This is a genomic window from Corynebacterium sp. MSK122, assembly GCF_030229435.2.
In the GTDB taxonomy this organism is placed as follows: Bacteria; Actinomycetota; Actinomycetes; order Mycobacteriales; family Mycobacteriaceae; genus Corynebacterium; species Corynebacterium marquesiae.
Genome location: NZ_JASPHV020000031.1, coordinates 1 through 17,350, shown reverse-complemented (window position 1 = coordinate 17,350; position 17,350 = coordinate 1). Strand labels below are relative to the sequence as shown.

Genomic DNA, 17,350 nt, shown 5'->3' with positions numbered 1-17,350 from the left:
GCGCGACCAGGCTAACTGCCTCGCCTGCCACCACGCGCTCAACAGCAGCATCCTTAACATCCTTCGGAGTCCAACGCGTCACAACTACCTCCCGGTCGAAGTGGCGCATTCACCCCTTGACAGCACGAGACCTCTTTGCCCTTGTCAGTCATTAATTTTGGCGCTTTGGAAAGCAAGCCCAGAATTTGAGTCTCATTGTCGTTAAAGTGGGCTCATGAGCGATCTACCAACCAACTCCCCAGATACGTTTGGCGCAGCTTCTCATTCAGGCGAGGAAGCCGTGATGTCCGCGCTAAACCTGCTGGACATCGCGCCAGATACCGATCCGCACCGCCCGCGCCCGGGCGTACAGCGCGTCTTGAGCGCCGATGGTGCCAACCTCATTCTCTTTAGCTTTGCACCTGGACAGTCCCTGCCCGACCATAAGGCCGCACATCCCATCACCGTACAGGCGTTGCGCGGTGAGCTTGACTTCAGCTACGGCAGTGAAACCATCACGCTCACCCCCGGCTCGATCGTGCACCTTCCTGCATATGAGGTACATAAGGTCGAGGCCACAAGCGAGAGCGGCGGCCCTTCTACCCCCGCGATTTTACTGCTCACCATGCTAACCAAATAATTTATACACGCATAGGTTTTGGTGATAATATGAATTTTAAAGAAACTCACAATAAGCCCTACCATCATGGAAACCTCCACGATGAGCTGCTCCGTATCGCTGTTCAACTAGGTAAAAGAAGCGGCCCCGACGCAATTACTGTCCGTGCGGTAACCCGCGAAGCAGGAGTGTCCCCTACCTCCGCATACCGCCACTTCAGGGACCAAGAAGAACTGCACGATAAGGTCGCTGAACTTGCCACCGATGAGTTGGTCCGGCGTTTACACGAAACTACCGAGACCGCAGAGGGCCTAGATTTTCCAGAGCACCTGATGCAGATTGGGTACGCTTACCTCGAGTTTGCCTTGGATGAGACCAAGTTCTTCCGCTGCATGCTGGAGTGGAAGGCGCTGCGTTTCATGCTTGGCGTAGATCCCAATACGGAAGATGATCCAAAGATGGATCACCTACAGCAGATTCGCGACTTCTTCGCCCTATTGTCCCACCACGCGGAAGCACTGGACAATACCACTGACGCTACGTATTTCATGCAGAATGCTCTGCTGGCCTGGTCGACCATACACGGATTTACCGTACTTGCCATCAACGGCCCCATGTCACAGCTTCCACGCGAGCAGATCCTCGAGCTTTTCACACCTGTTGTTGCAGGCGCCCTGCGCGGCATGGACTTTAAGGACCCCTCTAACGTCTACAGCCGCTACTCCAGCTACAAGCCACAGAACTAAAGGCGAACTGGCCTATCCCCGACATGGATGCCGCAAGTTTCCTAGCGCGTCACTGTCAGCAGCGACCGCGCACGCAGCCCCGCCAAGGATTAGCGTGCGCGGTCGCTATCGTGTGCCGGCGTTCTTCCCCCAAACTATAAAGGCCCCGCTACTACGATCAGTGATCGTAGCGGCGGGGGCCGAAGCTAAAGCGCTATGCGCTTAACAAGGGAGGCAGATTACTCTGCGGACTCCTCGGAAGCTTCCTCAGCCTTCTCCTCGGCCTCAGCGTCAGCTTCTCCGGCGGCAGCAGCGGCAGCCTCTGCAGCAGCAGCTTCCTCAGCAGCCTTCTTCTCAGCTTCTTCCTTGGCTTTCTTCTTCTTTTCAGTGATGGCCTCGATGGTCGGGCCATTGTTAGCCTCAGCCAGTGCCTCGTTAAAGATCTCCAGCTTGGACTTCTTCTCCTCAGCAACCTTCAGGGTGCCCTCTGCGCCCGGGAGGCCCTTGTGCTTCTGCCAGTCACCGGTTACCTTCAGCAGAGCGAGAACCGGCTCAGTTGGCTGTGCGCCAACGGACAGCCAGTGCTGTGCACGCTCGGAATCGATCTGGATGAGGGAGGGCTCTTCCTTCGGGTGGTAGATACCGATGTTCTCGATGACCTTGCCGTTACGACGGGTACGGGCATCCGCAATAACGACGCGGTACTCAGCAGCACGGACCTTGCCCACGCGCTGCAGCTTGATCTTGACAGCCATGATGGCTCCTTTTCTAGTCACTGGGCAGTACAGACGCGCACTACATAATGCGCCGGTTCAACCCTTGGATTTTATCTGCGCGTGACATACCGGCCGACCGTAGACGGGAACGGTGCTACGCAGAATATTACGTTCTGTAGTTCATCTAGCTCAGCACAACCGAGAAGATAACTTGAAGTATGTTAGCGCGAAGAACGGCGAATTCAAAAACTGCTACGTCACACACGCTGGTGCGTTATGCCAACGATAAAGAAGCAGAGTACCCTTAAGGGCCGAATATAGACACTTGGTTTCATATATATGGCGCGTCTTCTACCCCACCCATTAGAAACGGCGCACGAAAAGACAGTTTATGACTAAAGAATCACCACGAAATTTCCGGTACCGCTATGACCTTGATGGTCTGCGCGGTATTGCAATCGGCCTAGTAGTTATCTACCACGTATTCGTCGGACGCGTTTCCGGCGGCGTCGACGTATTTCTGCTGCTATCCGGCTACTTCTTCTTGGGCTCCCAGCTGCGCTACGCAAGCAAGCCCAACGCCTCGCTCAATCCGTGGTGGCCTATCTGGCGTACATTGCGCCGCTTGGTTCCGAGCTTGGTTTTGGTCATCGGCGTAACCTACCTCTTGGTACGCGTTTTTACACCACAGCTCATGCGCACGGAGCTAACCCAGCAGATCACAGCGACCATGCTGTATTACCAGAACTGGGAGCTGGCTGAACAAAACGCGGACTACACCGCCGCTGCTGCCGATACTTCCCCGCTACAGCACATGTGGTCCATGGCTGTACAGGGCCAGTTCTACATCATGGGCATCGCTTTCGCCCTCACCTTGGCTACCATCATGAAACTCCGGCCCAAGCAGAAGCGACTTGGCAAGCGCAGTTTCCCCACTGTGAATCAGATTGCTGGCCCCATCCTCATCATGGTCACCATCGTCTCCTTTGCCTACGCTTCGCGCCATGGTCTTTACGGCACCCCAGAGAACTATTACTCCACGTGGTCGCGTGCTTGGGAGCTGACCCTAGGAGCGGTACTAGCTATTTACGGTTCCTCGTGGAAGATCCCACCTCGGTTCTATGACCTCTTTACCGGTCTTGGCCTGCTGATGCTGGTTTTCACCGGTGCGATTATCGCAGATACCACCGCATATCCTGGTCCACTATCCCTGTTGCCGCTGGGAGGCGCTGTACTCATTATCTTGGGCGGCGGTGGCAAGATTTCCAAGGCTATGGCGTCCAAGCAAGCTCGCTGGTTGGGCGATATAGCCTATCCACTGTACCTATGGCACTGGCCGCTGCTCATCCTGTCCACCTCTTACTTGGGCCAAGACACCCCTTCGTGGTGGCTGGGCGTTATCATCATCGCCATCTCGCTTTTGCTGGCGGACCTTACCCATCGCTTCTTGGAACGGCCGCTGCGCCAACATCGCAAGCGCCCTACCGCCGAGGACTTGCCAGTACGCAAGGGACTTTCCACTCTAAAGAAGCCAGCCGGTGCCGCTCGCGGTGTCGGCGGCGTACTAGTGGCCGCGTCCGTCGTCGGCTTACTGGCAATCCAGCCACTGTGGACGCGTACCCTCGACGATGCGGACGCCGAGCTTTTGGATCCCGCGCTCTACCCCGGCGCTACCACGTTCATCAATGACATCACCCCGCCAGATAACGTGGAGATTAAACCCGATCCGATATTAGCCCGCGGCATCCAGCCACCAGTTGCAGCTAACTGGTGCTTCATACCGCAAAGTATGCCTGCCGATTTTTTCTTCGAAACCCGGAAAGATAAGCAAACTCCATGCACTTTCGGTGACGTGAATTCGGATAAGGAGGTGTATTTGGTAGGCGGTTCGCACGCGGAACAATACTCTTCCGCCCTTGACCGCTTGGGCAAGGAGATGGGCTTTAAGTTGGTTCCGCTGCTACGCCAGGGCTGCCCTATTGAGCTAGGCGATGACGTCACTGTGGCACCGGAATGCGCCGAATGGGGCAAACTGGTAATGGACCGAATCGAAGAAGCGGATCCGGCCTTGGTAATTTCCAATACCACGCGTCCTCAAAATGAGTATGGAACCGGCCCTGATGCTGTGCCGGTCGGCTACCAGGAATTCTGGGATGAACTGGCCAAACGGGATATCCCCTTCTTGGGCTTCCGCGATAACCCGTGGGGATTCGATGAAGAAGGCCGCCCACGTGAGTTTGATGAATGCTACGTCGCTACCGAAGACGCCTATGGGTGTGGCATGCGTTTCGAACAGGTCTACCAGCCCTACGATCCCGGTGCGGTCGTGCTGTCGAAGTACCAGAATATGCTCTCGATTGATACCGCTCCGTGGTTCTGCGATGCCAACGGAGACTGCCCGGTCATCATCGGCAATACGATGGTCTACCGCGACATGCACCACATCACTAATGCTTTTGCAGATTCAGCTATCCCGATGATACGCGAGGCCCTAAAGCCTTTCCTCAACGGGGAAAAAGTCCAGCAGGAAGCCCCGGATATTCCACCGGAGCAGGCTGCAGGAGCCGTGGAGCAAGCGCCCGCAGCCCCTACCGACGCCGGCAAACAGCGCGCCAATCCGGTCCCCTACCCTAACGCTGGCCAAGATAAGGCAGTCTAGCCTCTAAGCTCCAAGACCGGCTCCGCTTTCGCGAAGTCGGCTTAAGGGGACGTCGACAAACACAAGCTCAAAAAGGGGGCTTCCGCGCAAATGCGGAAGCCCCCTTGCTCTGACTACGGGTTAGAAAGACTACTTTGTGCCCTTGCCAAAGTCCAGATTGTCGAGGTCGATATTTTCCATTCCCTTCGGCATCTTTGGCATGCCGGGCATACCTGGCATGCCACCGCCGCCGCCCAATTGCTGCTGGAGCTTTTGCAGCTCCTCCATGGACGGCATGCCGCCGCCACCGGGCATTCCTGGCATTCCGCCCATGCCCGGCATCTTCGGTCCGCGGTTGCCACCGCCGCCTTTGCCCTTCTTTCGTTTGCCATTCTTGCCCTTGCGACCCTTGGGCTTCTTCTTGGTAGCGGAACGACCACCCATGCCGCCCATGCCGAATTGGCCGGCCATCTTGGACATCATCTTCTTAGCCTGGTTGAAGCGCTCAATGAGCTGGTTGACCTCGGAAACGCTAACACCAGAACCATTAGCAATGCGCTTGCGGCGCGAAGCATTGAGAATCTTCGGATCCTCGCGTTCCTGCGGCGTCATACCGCGAATAATCGCCTGGATGCGGTCCAGCTGCTTTTCATCCACCATGGCGGCCATTTCATTCATCTGCTTGCCGCCGGGCATCATCTTCAGCAGATTGCCGATGGGACCCATCTTGCGGATCATCAACATCTGCTCAAGGAAGTCATTTAGCGTCAGCTCGCCAGAGCCCAGCTTAGAGGCTGCCTCTTCGGCTTTCTGATGGTCCAGGGTTGCTTCAGCCTGCTCGATAAGGGAGAGCAAATCACCCATGCCCAGAATGCGGCTGGACATGCGCTCCGGGTGGAAGACATCGAAATCATCGAGCTTCTCACCGGTAGAGGCGTACATGATGGGCTTGCCGGTGACCTCACGGATAGACAAAGCCGCACCACCACGGGCGTCACCGTCCAGCTTGGTGAGAACGACGCCGGTAAAGTCCACGCCATCGCGGAAGGCCTCGGCCGTCTGCACGGCGTCCTGGCCGATCATGGAGTCGATGACAAAAAGGACTTCGTCCGGGTTGACGGCATCGCGGATATTACGCGCCTGCGTCATCAGGGTCTCATCGATGCCCAAGCGGCCAGCGGTATCGATAATGACCACATCGTGCTGCTTCTGCTTAGCCTCAGCAATGCCCTGCTTGGCGACGTCCACCGGGTCCCCGTGCGAGGTGCCCATTTCATGCTCGTTGGAGTCCAGAGAGGTTCCCGGATCCGGTGCGAAGGTCGGCACCTCAGCGCGCTCGCCGACAATTTGCAGCTGCTGCACCGCGCCCGGACGCTGCAAGTCACAGGCCACCAGCATCGGGGTATGGCCCTGCTTAGCTAGGTGCTTGGCCAACTTACCGGCCAGGGTGGTTTTACCAGCACCCTGCAGGCCGGCGAGCATGATCACCGTCGGTGGGTTCTTAGCCAAGTTCAGGCGGCGGGTTTCGCCACCAAGGATCTCAATGAGCTCCTCATTGACGATTTTGACTACCTGCTGCGCCGGGTTGAGCGCCTCAGAGACTTCCGCGCCGCGGGCGCGTTCCTTGATGCGCTTGATAAAGCCACGGACGACGGTCAAAGACACGTCGGCTTCCAGCAGCGCGAGGCGGATCTCGCGAGCGGTGGCATTGATATCAGCCTCGGTCAGTTTGCCCTTACCGCGCAGGCCCGCCAGGGCTGACTGTAGGCGGTCTGATAGTGAGTCAAACACTACGGATGCGCTCCCTTAATTTAGATCGATCTAAAGTTCAACTATTCAATCTTAGTCCCTAGCCAGGGCCCTGGTCACATTCCCCACCACGGTAGTGCGAGAAACCTGCCCGGCGAGGTACACATTGACGATCATCGTCGCGCCCAAAATCTCATGGCGCAGCCATACAAAGTCCGGCAATGCCTCTACCAAGTGCCCTAAAGCGCCGATGCGCTCCACCGTCCGGATGACCAAAATGCCGCCCACATCATAAGCCGCGGTGGTTACTTCCCCCTCGATATCTGGCAGCTCCGTATAAGTTCGTGAGTTATAGGACTGAATAAACCTTATCTCCTGCGCAGCCTCCTTTAGGGTCTGTTGCACCGTGCGGATGAAAAACTCCGCCTTATAGGCACCGTCCTCCTCGCGAACGATATTCGCCCGCACGATGGTCCACCCCAGCGCCGATAGCAAGGCGAAGATGCGCTTTAGCTCTCCTTGAGAGGTACCGCACCACGACACGCTGACTTCTTGGTCTTCCCAATCCACTTTGAGCGCCACGCCTTCGCTAGATAGCGGTACATGCACAGCAGGGCGGTCGAGAACACGTGGTTTGAGCGCCTCAAGTGCCCGCGCGACGATCAATTTCTGTGCTTGCTCCACTCGCGGTGTCCACACGCCAGGCCCGGTCGATTGGGCATCAGCCTCAGCCAACACCGCTAACAGGGATATAGTCAGCTGGTCATAATGCGCGGCAGCCAAGAGGGCATCGCGAGCGGCATCGGAAGCCGGGTCCATCGTCGCCGCTAACCGCGCCAAGGTGGTATGTTCTGCCACTAAGGTTTGGGCGCGCGACCTATCGGCGACGCTCAACCGCATACGGGCTGCCTGGCGGGTAATCATCTCCGCACCTACTTGGGCATGAGGGCGTCCGTAGCCCTTGCCTATGTCATGGTAAAGCGCGGCCAGCAGCAATAAGTCAGGACGAGCCACCGAGGTACGCATCTGCGCGCACCGCGTTACCGTTGCGATGAGATGATGGTCCACCGCATTGACGTGGCTGCGCTCGCGTGGCAACAAGCCGCGCACATGCCCCCATTCTGGGACTAAGCGTTCCCATAGGCCATAGCGGTCCAAGTCCTGTATGACGCGCGGCGTGCATCGCGGCGAGGACAAAATAGCGAAGAAATCATCCACCGCTGCCCGCGGCCAGCGTAGCGGCAGCTCGGGCAGGCCTTGCAGCTGGTGCCACGTGGTCTCGGCGATAATATATCCCGTGCGTGCCGCGGCAGCCGCCACGCGGGTGAGCAGCCACGGGTCCTCTACATTTGGATTGCGGGAAAGGAAAATGTTGCCGCCCTCGGACACCACGTCCACATCGAGCGGGCGGCGCCGGCCCCGGCCGGTCACTGAAGCATTACGGCCTAGCACCCCACGGGCGGTAGCAAGGCCGCGCTCCACCGCCTTATTGACCGTGGCTGCAGCGCTGACCAAAGCCGCTGTCAAGGCATAACGACTTTCAAACCCCAGGTCCGCAGCTACATCTGCGGCGAACTCGGGATCCAAGATATCCCGGTGGCGCCGGGCTGTGACGTGCAGGAGCGTGCGGGCGTCGAGAAGCAGCCGCTGCTCAACGTCCAAATCTGGAAAGTCGCACAGGTTGCCCAAAGCCATCGCGCGCAAGAGCTGAATATCGCGCAATCCCCCGCGCCCATTTTTCAAGTCCGGGTTCGTCATCGCTGCCACAGCGCCCGAACGCTTCCACCGAGTAATCGCGGTATCCAAGAAATCATCAAAGCCGCGCTGCAGCTGGCGCCGCCACGCTGCGAGCAATTGCGCCCGCGCCTCATCCACCAGAACCTTGCGCCCTGCTACAAAGGCCAAATCCAACTGGGCAAAGCCGGCAGAGGCATCTTCGGCGGCAATCGCCCCGCACTCTTGCGGGGTGCGCAGGGCATAATCCAGGCGGTACTTGGCATCCCACACGGGGTACCACAGCTGCTCCACCAAAGCCGGATCTGGCTCGTGACCTTCCGGATAGATGAGGATGACATCAATATCAGAGTGCGGAGTCATCTCATTGCGCGCAAAGGATCCGGTGGCAGCGAGCGCTGTTCCCGGTGGAAGCTCGAGACTGCGCAATACACGAAGCGCCGAGGCATGGGCCTCGGCGCGAATCTGTGCGGCGGTATGCATGCGGACTTAGAGCGCCGCCTCGCCGCGCTCGCCGGTGCGCACACGAATGGCATCTTCAACCGGGGTTACCCACAGCTTGCCATCGCCGATCTTGCCCGTGTAGGCAGCATCCACAATGGCATTAATGATGTCTTCGACGTGGTCATCGGCCGCAACAATCTCCAGCTTCACCTTGGGCACAAAGTCGGTGGCGTATTCTGCCCCTCGGTATACCTCGCTGTGTCCACGCTGCTGCCCAAAGCCCTGGCTTTCAGTAACAGTGAGGCCGCGTACTTCCTGCTGCTCCAAAGCCTGGCGGATTTCCGGCAGGGTGAAGGGCTTAACGATGGCCGTGATGAGTTTCATTGTTACTCCTTGCTAACTCTTCGGGGCGGGTCTACAGGCACCGAATAACGTGCACCCATTCTAGCCCGAGCACAGCAATTGCTGTGCAACTTTTTCCACATTGCGTATTCAGAGAGCTGGTGGGTTCAGAAGACCTCCTGTGCAACCAGAAAAGCGGCGAGCTGTTCTGTCTTCCCCGCAGCCACGCGCAGGAACAGAAACGGCTCGCCACCAGAAGGGGCTGGAGAGGACTAGATATCGTCTTCCTCTGCGTGCACGGTCTGAATTTTCCTATTGTTGTGTTTGGCGTGTTTGACGTCGGTGACGGTTACGCCGTAGATGGAACGGCCCAGATAAAAGGACCCTACCGAGCCGATGATCCATACGCCGAAGCAGGCGATCAGTGCCTGGATGAGCAGCCACAGGGAAAAGCCATCGCGGCCAAAGTCCACGACTACCTTGGCCACGATAATCAGCGGTACCGCAAGTCCCACAGTGGGGCCCAGCAAGTTAGCACGGGTCAAAGCATCCGGCGCGCGCCAGAGGGAGACCACCGTAGCGACCACCAAGAGGGTAGCGATGATAAGCAGGACCGAGGCGATAATTTCAGAAATGGCCATGGTTTACCGCCTGCCCTTCGAAATAATGCGGGCCATCGATAGCGTCGGTAGCACACCGGCGGCAATGGCACCAAGGAGTGCAATGTAATACGCCATCGGGGCGTTATTGGTCATCGACCACGCTAAATACATGCAGATCATGCCGTAGAAAACTATATCCGAGGTAATGGCGCGGGTGAGTTCATCGCGAGTACGAAGCGCTAGCAGCACGCCACACCACGTGGCGATGCCAATGATGAATACGCATACAAATACGACCCAGCCGAATGGGGACAATGTGGCAAAGTCAATCATCGCTCGGTCTCCTTTCTGCGTTGTACGTTGCGGGCTCGGCGCTTTGGCTTTTCGACGTCCGCCTGGCTTTCTGAAAGCGGAGTGTCCTCCGCCCGCGCCAAGTCAGGCGAGCGCATATAGCGTCCCACAGACTCGAGCGGATACTCGTAGAAAGCCTCATCCAATTCTGTCGTCTCCCCTTGGCCCGGCACGCCATAATCGATGTCCTTAACCCGCGGGGCGAGGCGCTGTTCCATCTCAGCCAGATCAGCCACGATTCCCGCCGGGTCGGATCCTTGGACGGCCTGTACCAGCACGATACGCGGCAGTCCTTGGCGGGGTGGTTCACGCAAACCGAGCGAGAGCGTGCCCGGGGTTGCGGTAATGGAAGACGTAAACCAGAAGATTTCCCAGGCGCTAGTCACACGCAGGGGGTAGCGAATAATAACCGGATTGTATTCGTTATCCGGTTTGAAGGCCGCCAGTGCCAAGCTAATGCCGGCTACGAAAATCTCCTTGATGAGCCACAATGCATACACAATTGCGTTCATTTAACGGCCCTCCTGGATTTCATCGATATTGGGAACGGCAATCGGCTCATCTCCCAAGACGGTTTCAGTATATGCGTTAGTGTCCAGCAGCTGCTCCGCTGCGGCATCCACAACATCGAGGACGATGCCGGAGAAGATGAACATGCACAGCGAACCAAGGATGAGAGCCGCGGATGGGGCCATGAGCTTTTTGCGGATGACCAATTCATCTGGGACCTTGTCCTCCGGCAGACCCTTGCCCCAGAAGACCTTGCGCCACACGCGCAGCATGGCCAAGAAGGCAGCGAAGGAAGCGATGATGATTGCCGCGATGGCAATCCAAGCCCAAGCACCGCCCACGCGGGCGATCTCGAAGACAATCATCAGCTTGCCCCACATTCCCGAGAACGGTGGGAAACCCACGACGGAGAATGCACCGGCAGCGAAAATCCACGCGATGATGGGGTCGCGGCGAGCGAGACCGGAAAGCTTGCTGAGCACGCCCGTGCCGTAGGTCTCCTCAATGGCACCAGAGGCCAAGATCAGCGAACCAACGGTCACCATGTGGTGAATCGTGTACATGATGCCAGCTGCCAGTGCACGACGTGGGTCATCAGAGGTAAACGCAAGCATGACCAAGATGAAAGGCATGCCGTTGAGCATCTGGTAACCGAGGACGCGGCGGATGGAATTTTCCGCTAGGCCGCCGAAGGCACCGATCATCATGGAGATAATCATGATGACGATGATCAACAGATTCCAGCGCTGTTCCAGATCGAATAGCTGCACGTAGAGGCGGTAGAGCATGTAGACGGCCACTTTGGTGTGCAAGCCAGAAAATAGGCCCATCACCGCGGCGGAGGTTCCTGGGTAGGTGCGTGGCAGCCACGACTGCACGGGGAACACGCCGGCCTTGGCGGTAATCGCAATGAGGATCAAGCCTGCTGCCACGGTCACCGGCCCATTGCCTGCCGCTGCGCCCTTCAGTGCGCCTAGGTTGACCGCACCGGTAACCGAATAGATATAACCCACGCCAACAACCAACAAGGTGGAGGCGAAAAGGTTAACCAAGACGAAGGCACGGCCGGCTGCCAAGCGCGACCACGTACCAGACATGGTGATAAGGCCGTAGGACGGCAGAAGCATGACCTCAATAAAAACGAAGAAGTTAAAGAGGTCAGCGGTTAGCAATGCACCGCACACACCGGTGATCAAAATCAGGGTGAGCGAAGGATAGTAGCGAGACTTAGTCTCCCCACCCACAATGGCAAACCAGTTGGCACCAAACGCGACGATCATCGTAGTAACGATCATCAACGCGGAGAAGGCATCCGCAGCAAACGGGATACCCACATTGCCTTGGTAAAGGCCAACAGTATGGGCTACTACCCCATTGTTCATGGTGTAGATGAGCAGGCCCAGGCCGGCGAAAATTCCAACACCCGGGATGATAAGCATGATGGAATCGCGTACCGCACGCCACGGTGCCAGCAGTGCGAAGGCCGCTGCAATCAGCGGGACCGCTGGAAATAGCGGAAGGAGTTGAGCTACAGCATCAGCCATTATTTGTCATCCTCCTTCTGTTCAGTTGCCCCGCGTTCTGCAACGGGAGTGTTGTGGTCCACCTGACCAATTCGGTCAAGCTGATTGGTGGAATCCTCCAAAATTTGGCGATTTTGGGCGTCGCGTCCCAAGGTCGAAAAGGCATGGTCGATGGTGTTGTCATCAACTGGTTCCACCACATCGGTGTCGTCGTTCTTGCCCATGGCCGCCATCGTCAACAAGATGGTCGAGGTTGCCATGGAAATAACAACGGCGGTCAGCACGAAGGCCTGCGGCAGCGGGTCGGCCATCTGATCGTGCGGAACCTGAGAGGGGAAGGACTCCCCGCGGTAGGAATACACGCCCGTAGCCAGCAGCATCAGATTGGCACCGTGGCCAAAGGCCATCATGCCCAGCACGATGCGTACCAAGCCGCGCTGCTGGATGAGATAGACAGCACTACCGATGAGCAAAGCAATAGTCAATGCAAGGATCATTACTTCTCCCCTCCCCGGATAGCCGCGGAGCGCTTACTCTTCCTCTTCGTCTTTGCTTCCGAAGGCGTCAGCAAGGCCAACGGGTCGGTCGAAGGGTTGATCGGATCTGGGTACGGATCGTCGACGTCTTCAAGGGAAATGCGTGGAGTCGTCGGCAACGCGGAATCATCATCATGAACCCATGGCAAGAATTCACGCTCCGTTCCTGGGCGCAGGTAACCGCCCAATGCGTTAATCGCCATAGTCAACATACCCAGCACCGCTAGGTAGATGCCCAAGTCGAAGATGAGAGAGGTGGTCCAGTGTTGGCCAAAGGCTTCGGCATGGATTGCAGCCAGGAAGCCACCATTGCCAATGCCGTGGTGCAAGTAGCCTACAAAGCCGGCGATCAAGGCGGTGATGATGCCGATACCGGTTAGGCGAATCGGAGTCATGCGGCCGAAAACAATTTCATCAGAGCCACGGGACAGATAGATAAGCCCGATTGCTGCACCCATGATCAGCGCCGCAGGGAAGCCGCCGCCGGAGGCATTGTGCCCGCGGAAGAAAACGATGACGGACATAATGACCAACAGCGGGATAACAACGTGCACGCCCTTGCGCAATGGCACGGAGTTCAGCTGGGACTGGCCAAATGGCGCTGGGCGTGTACCCGACTTGAACGGGAACCGCGGCAACGTTGTAGTGATTGCTGCAATAACCACCGCAGCCATGCCCAGTACGGAAAGCTCACCCAAGGTATCGAGTGCACGGAACTCCACGATGATAGTAGCGACAACATTGTCGCCGCCGGTGATGTCCGGAGCATTGTCTAGGTACCACATGGCCAAATCGGAGCGCTCGTGTCGGCCCATGAGTCCCCACACACCTAGGAACGCAGCCACACCGGCCAAGACCGCAATGACGATGGAGCCGGTCTTGCGGGATTTGTTCTTCACCGGCTGGAAGGTTTCTGGCAGGTAGCGCAGCACCATCATCATCACGATGACGGACAGGGCCTCCACCATAAACTGCGTCAGCGCCACGTCAGGTGCGCCAAGCAGGAACATCTGCAAGGTCACGCCCGAGCCGGCAATGCCAATCATGATGGCACCGGTCAGGCGGTTCTGGGTGCGCACCAGCCCAAACATCGCTAGGGCGATGATGCCCAGTGGCAGCAGGTCCCATGGGTTATCCAGACCAGCCACCCGTGGCTGCAGTGCTACGCCGTCGACGCCATCGCGAATGAGGGTGGTAGCTGCCAGCACGATAATCAAAATGACAATCGGCAGCATATGACGGGATGGATTATGCGAATCGGACATCTTGCCCAGAACGCGCCCCAACTGGGAGCAACCCTTCATCAGTGAATACAGCAAATCATTGCCGCTGCGCGGCATGAACTCGTGAGCTTCAAAGCTTGCCCACATCTTCTTGCGGGCAAAGATACCGGCAATACCGACAATGAGGACCACCAGCGAAATAAGGAAAGGAACGTTGAACCCGTGCCAGAGGGCAAGGTGCGAATGATGCTCCAATCCCACGGCAGCCACTGCATCATCAATCGGGGCATCAAAGAGCCCGAGCACAAATACCAGCGGCAGGGACATAAAGCCCGGCAAAGCGGCGGGCAGCCAGAGCGACACGGGGGCTTCATGGACATGTTCCATGTCGCGAGGTCCGTCAAAGAATGCGCCGAAGACAATCTTTGCGGAGTAAGTAAAGGTAAAAAAGGCACCGATGCCAGCAACGATGAGCAGGATTACCTGGCCCGCGCTGCCAATCGGGGCGTCCTCAAACGCCGTGAGCATTCCCTCTTTGGACACAAAGCCCAGAAGCGGTGGCACCGCAGCCATCGAGGCCGCACCAATTACTACGGAGCCAAATGTCCACGGCATCTTATTCCACAGTGGTCCTAGGCGGCGAATATCGCGCGACCCAGCCTCGTGGTCGATGACGCCAATGAGCATAAACAGCGAGGACTTAAACAGCGCGTGCGCCAGAGTGTGGACCAACGCTGCAGCGATAGCGAACGGGGTACCCACGCCAATGGTGGCAACAATCCAGCCCAGATGGGAGACGGTGGAATAGGCCGTAAGCTTTTTCAGATCCGTCTTCTGCACTGCAAATACCGCGGACATCACCGCGGTGCCCATGCCTACGACGATGAGCAACCAATTCCACACCGCCACATCGTGGAAGATGGTGGAAAAACGAACAAGCAGGTACACACCGGCCTTGACCACCGCTGCTGCGTGAAGGAAGGCCGATACCGGGGTGGCAGCGGCCATAGCCTCTGGCAACCAGAAATGGAATGGGAACTGTGCCGCCTTAGTAAAGGCGGACGCCGCAATCAACACGGCTACGGCTGCTGTTATCCCTGGGCGTTCCGTCCATACAGGGGACGCCAAGATATCAGAAACGGTAGTCGATCCGGTCACCGTTGCGGCAATACCCAAGCCGGTCAGCAGGGTCAATCCACCAATAAAGGTTAGGATCAGTGTGCGCTGCGAACCAGCCTCGCCGCCTGAACCGGAGCGAGCAATCAACATAAACGAAGCCAAGGAGACTAGCTCCCAGGCAAGGAACAAAACCACCACGTCATTGGCCAGAACCAGCAACAAGATGGACAGCGTGAACGCTGTCATCAAGGTATAAAAGCTGGTGTTGCCCTCATTCTTGGGCAAATAGGCCGCCGAATATGTGAAAACGACGGCGCCAATGACCAGCGCCAACATAGCGAAGAAGATGCTCAACGCGTCCCCGCGGAGAGCAAAGCTTACGTCGACGCCTGGTGCGATGAAATCACGCACCCAAGTGGCGTGGAAACTTAATTCCTCCCCGGCTGCAATGGCAGGAAATTCCTTGGCGATGAGGACCGCTGCAATAAGAAAAAGGCCAGCTAGTGGATAGCCTGCCTTTCGGTCAATAACCTTTACGGTTACCGGTGCCAAGATCACTGCCAGCGCCGCGAGGAGGACTGCATAAAGTAGCGTCACGAAATACTTGCCTCACGAACCTTGGTCTAGGTTTAATGCGAATTTCGCATTAAATACAGCCCTTTCAGGCTACCATTCCTGCCAAGGTCAAACCACATTGCAGCATGCCCCTGCGCTACATAAAAGACAAGCACAACCGCCACAATTACGCTCGCAGGCAGAGAATTCACAGGCGCTCAGCAGGACTTATTCCCGCGCCAATTGCATAGGACTTTTTACATAGTCTGCGAACCGACAGCGAGATGAGAGCGAAAAGAATTCGCGAGATTATTGCACGCTATAACTTGCCCATGAAAACAAAGGACTCCCCCAGCACACCGAGGCGCACGTACGTGACACCCGATATGCAGGGGGGGAATTGCAAGGTTGGCTGCTACTTCTCGCCCAACAGAGCGTCGACGAAGCCTTCCACCTCAAATGGTGCGAGATCATCAGCGCCCTCGCCCAAGCCCACAAGCTTGACCGGAACACCCAATTCTTCTTGTACCTGGAAGACGATTCCGCCCTTAGCGGTGCCGTCCAGCTTGGTGAGAACCACACCGGTGATATCTACTACCTCGCGGAAGATTCGTGCCTGCGTAAGGCCATTCTGTCCCACCGTGGCATCCAATACCAGCAGGACCTCGTCCACATCAGTCTTCTTTTCTACCACGCGCTTGACCTTGCCTAACTGGTCCATCAAGTCCGTGGAGGTATGGAGCCGGCCTGCGGTGTCGACCAAGACCACATCTACTTGCTGTTCCACGCCGGTTGCTACCGCATCGAAGGCTACCGATGCTGGGTCAGCGCCTTCCTTGCCGCGCACGGTATCGGCGCCAACTCGGCGGCCCCACGTCTCAAGCTGATCAGCGGCCGCAGCTCGGAAAGTATCGGCCGCGCCCAAAAGGACCTTATGGCCCATGGCTACTAGCACGCGAGCAAGCTTGCCGGTGGTTGTGGTCTTGCCGGTGCCATTGACCCCCACGACCATTACGATTGCTGGCTTGCCCTCATTCGGCATGGCCTTAATGGAGCGATCCATCTCTGGGTGGCCTGCTTCAATCAGGCATTCGCGCAGCATGGCACGGGCTTCATCCTCGCTGGAAACGCCGCGCTCTGCAATCTTCTCGCGCAGGGAGTCAGTCACCTTCATCGTGGACTTGGTGCCCAAATCCGCCATGATGAGCGTATCTTCGACTTCCTCCCAGGCTTCCTCATCCAAATCGCCTGCGGACAAAATTCCCATGAGCCCTTGGCCGATGGCATTTTGCGAGCGCGAAAGGCGCCCGCGCAAACGGCCAAGACGCCCACCGGCGGGTGCGATATCATCCTGCGGAGCTGGTGCTGGGGCAGGTTCGCCTGTTGGAACTTCGGTCTGTTCCTTGGCGGCTTCGGCTGCACCGGTTTGTGCCTCGGCAGCAGCTGCGGCTTCTTGGGCTTCCTCGCGGTCGTCCACCCGCTCCTCGATGTCTTCCGCATCATTGTCTTCAACAACCTCGTCGAAGACCGGGGACTCCTCTTCTACCTCGGCATTTTCCACGGAGACAACGTCTTCCGGCTCTTTTGCCTTTTCGGCAGCTGCCGGCTCTTCCGGCTTAGGTGCAGCTTCTGGCTGTCCAGCCGCTTTCGGGGCACGGTCCGCGTGCGATTCTTCGCTTTCCGACGCTCCAGCTGCCGCACCCGCTACGCCTGCCGCGCCAGCAGTCGTCGCCGCGGCCGCAGCGCCAGTTCCCTTGGACTGTGGTTTTTCTGTCGTATCAGCGGAAGATTCTGCCGCTTGCTTCTTCTCCTCCGCTGGCGCTTGGGCCTGGTCCTGCTTAGTAGGCTCTGCCGGCTTGTCGGTCTTCGCCGGCTTCCCCTGCTGAGGTGCTGGCTTGGTTTCTGGTTCCTCTGCCACAGACTTGTCTGCCATAGGCCTGTCTCTTATACACATCTACGAGCCCACGAGACCCTGACCACTATCT

At 57.6% G+C, this 17,350-nt stretch carries 14 protein-coding genes; 3 read left to right on the top strand and 11 right to left on the bottom strand.

Going from position 1 to position 17,350, the window contains the following annotated elements:
* Positions 1-214: 214 nt before the first annotated feature.
* Positions 215-619: a cupin domain-containing protein gene (locus tag QP934_RS10570; RefSeq protein ID WP_284810811.1), complete on the top strand. Its 405-nt coding sequence runs from the start codon at positions 215-217 to the stop codon at positions 617-619.
* 29 nt (positions 620-648) lie between these two features.
* Positions 649-1,344 carry a TetR/AcrR family transcriptional regulator gene (locus QP934_RS10565; protein WP_284810812.1) on the top strand — a complete coding sequence of 232 codons (696 nt, stop codon included), beginning with the start codon at positions 649-651 and terminating at the stop codon, positions 1,342-1,344.
* Positions 1,345-1,562: 218 nt separating this feature from the next.
* Here the strand turns inward: QP934_RS10565 and rpsP are convergent, their stop codons facing one another.
* The gene (rpsP, locus tag QP934_RS10560; RefSeq protein ID WP_337887362.1) at positions 1,563-2,078 is read right to left on the bottom strand and encodes a 30S ribosomal protein S16; all 516 of its coding nucleotides are present in this window, start codon (positions 2,076-2,078) and stop codon (positions 1,563-1,565) included.
* A gap of 352 nt (positions 2,079-2,430) precedes the next feature.
* Between rpsP and QP934_RS10555 the strand changes: the two genes are divergently transcribed.
* On the top strand, positions 2,431-4,698 hold the full coding sequence (locus QP934_RS10555; protein WP_419127495.1) for an acyltransferase family protein: 2,268 nt from the start codon (positions 2,431-2,433) through the stop codon (positions 4,696-4,698).
* A gap of 129 nt (positions 4,699-4,827) precedes the next feature.
* Here the strand turns inward: QP934_RS10555 and ffh are convergent, their stop codons facing one another.
* The 10 genes from ffh to ftsY all read right to left on the bottom strand — a co-directional run bounded on the left by ffh (position 4,828) and on the right by ftsY (position 17,298).
* Complete coding sequence (gene ffh, locus QP934_RS10550) at positions 4,828-6,468, bottom strand: signal recognition particle protein (protein ID WP_337887360.1); 1,641 nt, start codon at positions 6,466-6,468, stop codon at positions 4,828-4,830.
* 51 nt (positions 6,469-6,519) lie between these two features.
* Positions 6,520-8,643 carry a [protein-PII] uridylyltransferase gene (locus QP934_RS10545; RefSeq protein ID WP_419127494.1) on the bottom strand — a complete coding sequence of 708 codons (2,124 nt, stop codon included), beginning with the start codon at positions 8,641-8,643 and terminating at the stop codon, positions 6,520-6,522.
* Between the two features lie 6 nt (positions 8,644-8,649).
* Positions 8,650-8,988 carry a P-II family nitrogen regulator gene (locus QP934_RS10540; RefSeq protein ID WP_239273121.1) on the bottom strand — a complete coding sequence of 113 codons (339 nt, stop codon included), beginning with the start codon at positions 8,986-8,988 and terminating at the stop codon, positions 8,650-8,652.
* 230 nt (positions 8,989-9,218) lie between these two features.
* The gene (locus QP934_RS10535; protein ID WP_284768205.1) at positions 9,219-9,587 is read right to left on the bottom strand and encodes a Na+/H+ antiporter subunit G; all 369 of its coding nucleotides are present in this window, start codon (positions 9,585-9,587) and stop codon (positions 9,219-9,221) included.
* 3 nt (positions 9,588-9,590) lie between these two features.
* A complete protein-coding gene (locus QP934_RS10530) occupies positions 9,591-9,881 on the bottom strand; it encodes a hypothetical protein (protein ID WP_023021278.1) in 291 nt (96 codons plus the stop codon).
* Positions 9,878-10,411 (bottom strand): monovalent cation/H+ antiporter subunit E, encoded by a 534-nt coding sequence (locus QP934_RS10525; protein ID WP_239273124.1) that lies wholly within the window; start codon positions 10,409-10,411, stop codon positions 9,878-9,880. Before QP934_RS10525 ends, QP934_RS10530 begins: the two co-directional genes overlap by 4 nt.
* The gene (locus tag QP934_RS10520; RefSeq protein WP_284838812.1) at positions 10,412-11,953 is read right to left on the bottom strand and encodes a monovalent cation/H+ antiporter subunit D family protein; all 1,542 of its coding nucleotides are present in this window, start codon (positions 11,951-11,953) and stop codon (positions 10,412-10,414) included.
* On the bottom strand, positions 11,953-12,429 hold the full coding sequence (locus QP934_RS10515) for a sodium:proton antiporter (protein WP_049378298.1): 477 nt from the start codon (positions 12,427-12,429) through the stop codon (positions 11,953-11,955). Before QP934_RS10515 ends, QP934_RS10520 begins: the two co-directional genes overlap by 1 nt.
* Positions 12,429-15,407, bottom strand: a complete 2,979-nt coding sequence (locus QP934_RS10510; protein WP_419127493.1) for a DUF4040 family protein — start codon at positions 15,405-15,407, stop codon at positions 12,429-12,431. The genes QP934_RS10515 and QP934_RS10510 overlap by 1 nt, the downstream gene beginning before the upstream one ends.
* 373 nt (positions 15,408-15,780) lie before the next feature.
* The gene (gene ftsY, locus QP934_RS10505) at positions 15,781-17,298 is read right to left on the bottom strand and encodes a signal recognition particle-docking protein FtsY (RefSeq protein WP_419127492.1); all 1,518 of its coding nucleotides are present in this window, start codon (positions 17,296-17,298) and stop codon (positions 15,781-15,783) included.
* Positions 17,299-17,350 lie beyond the last annotated feature (52 nt).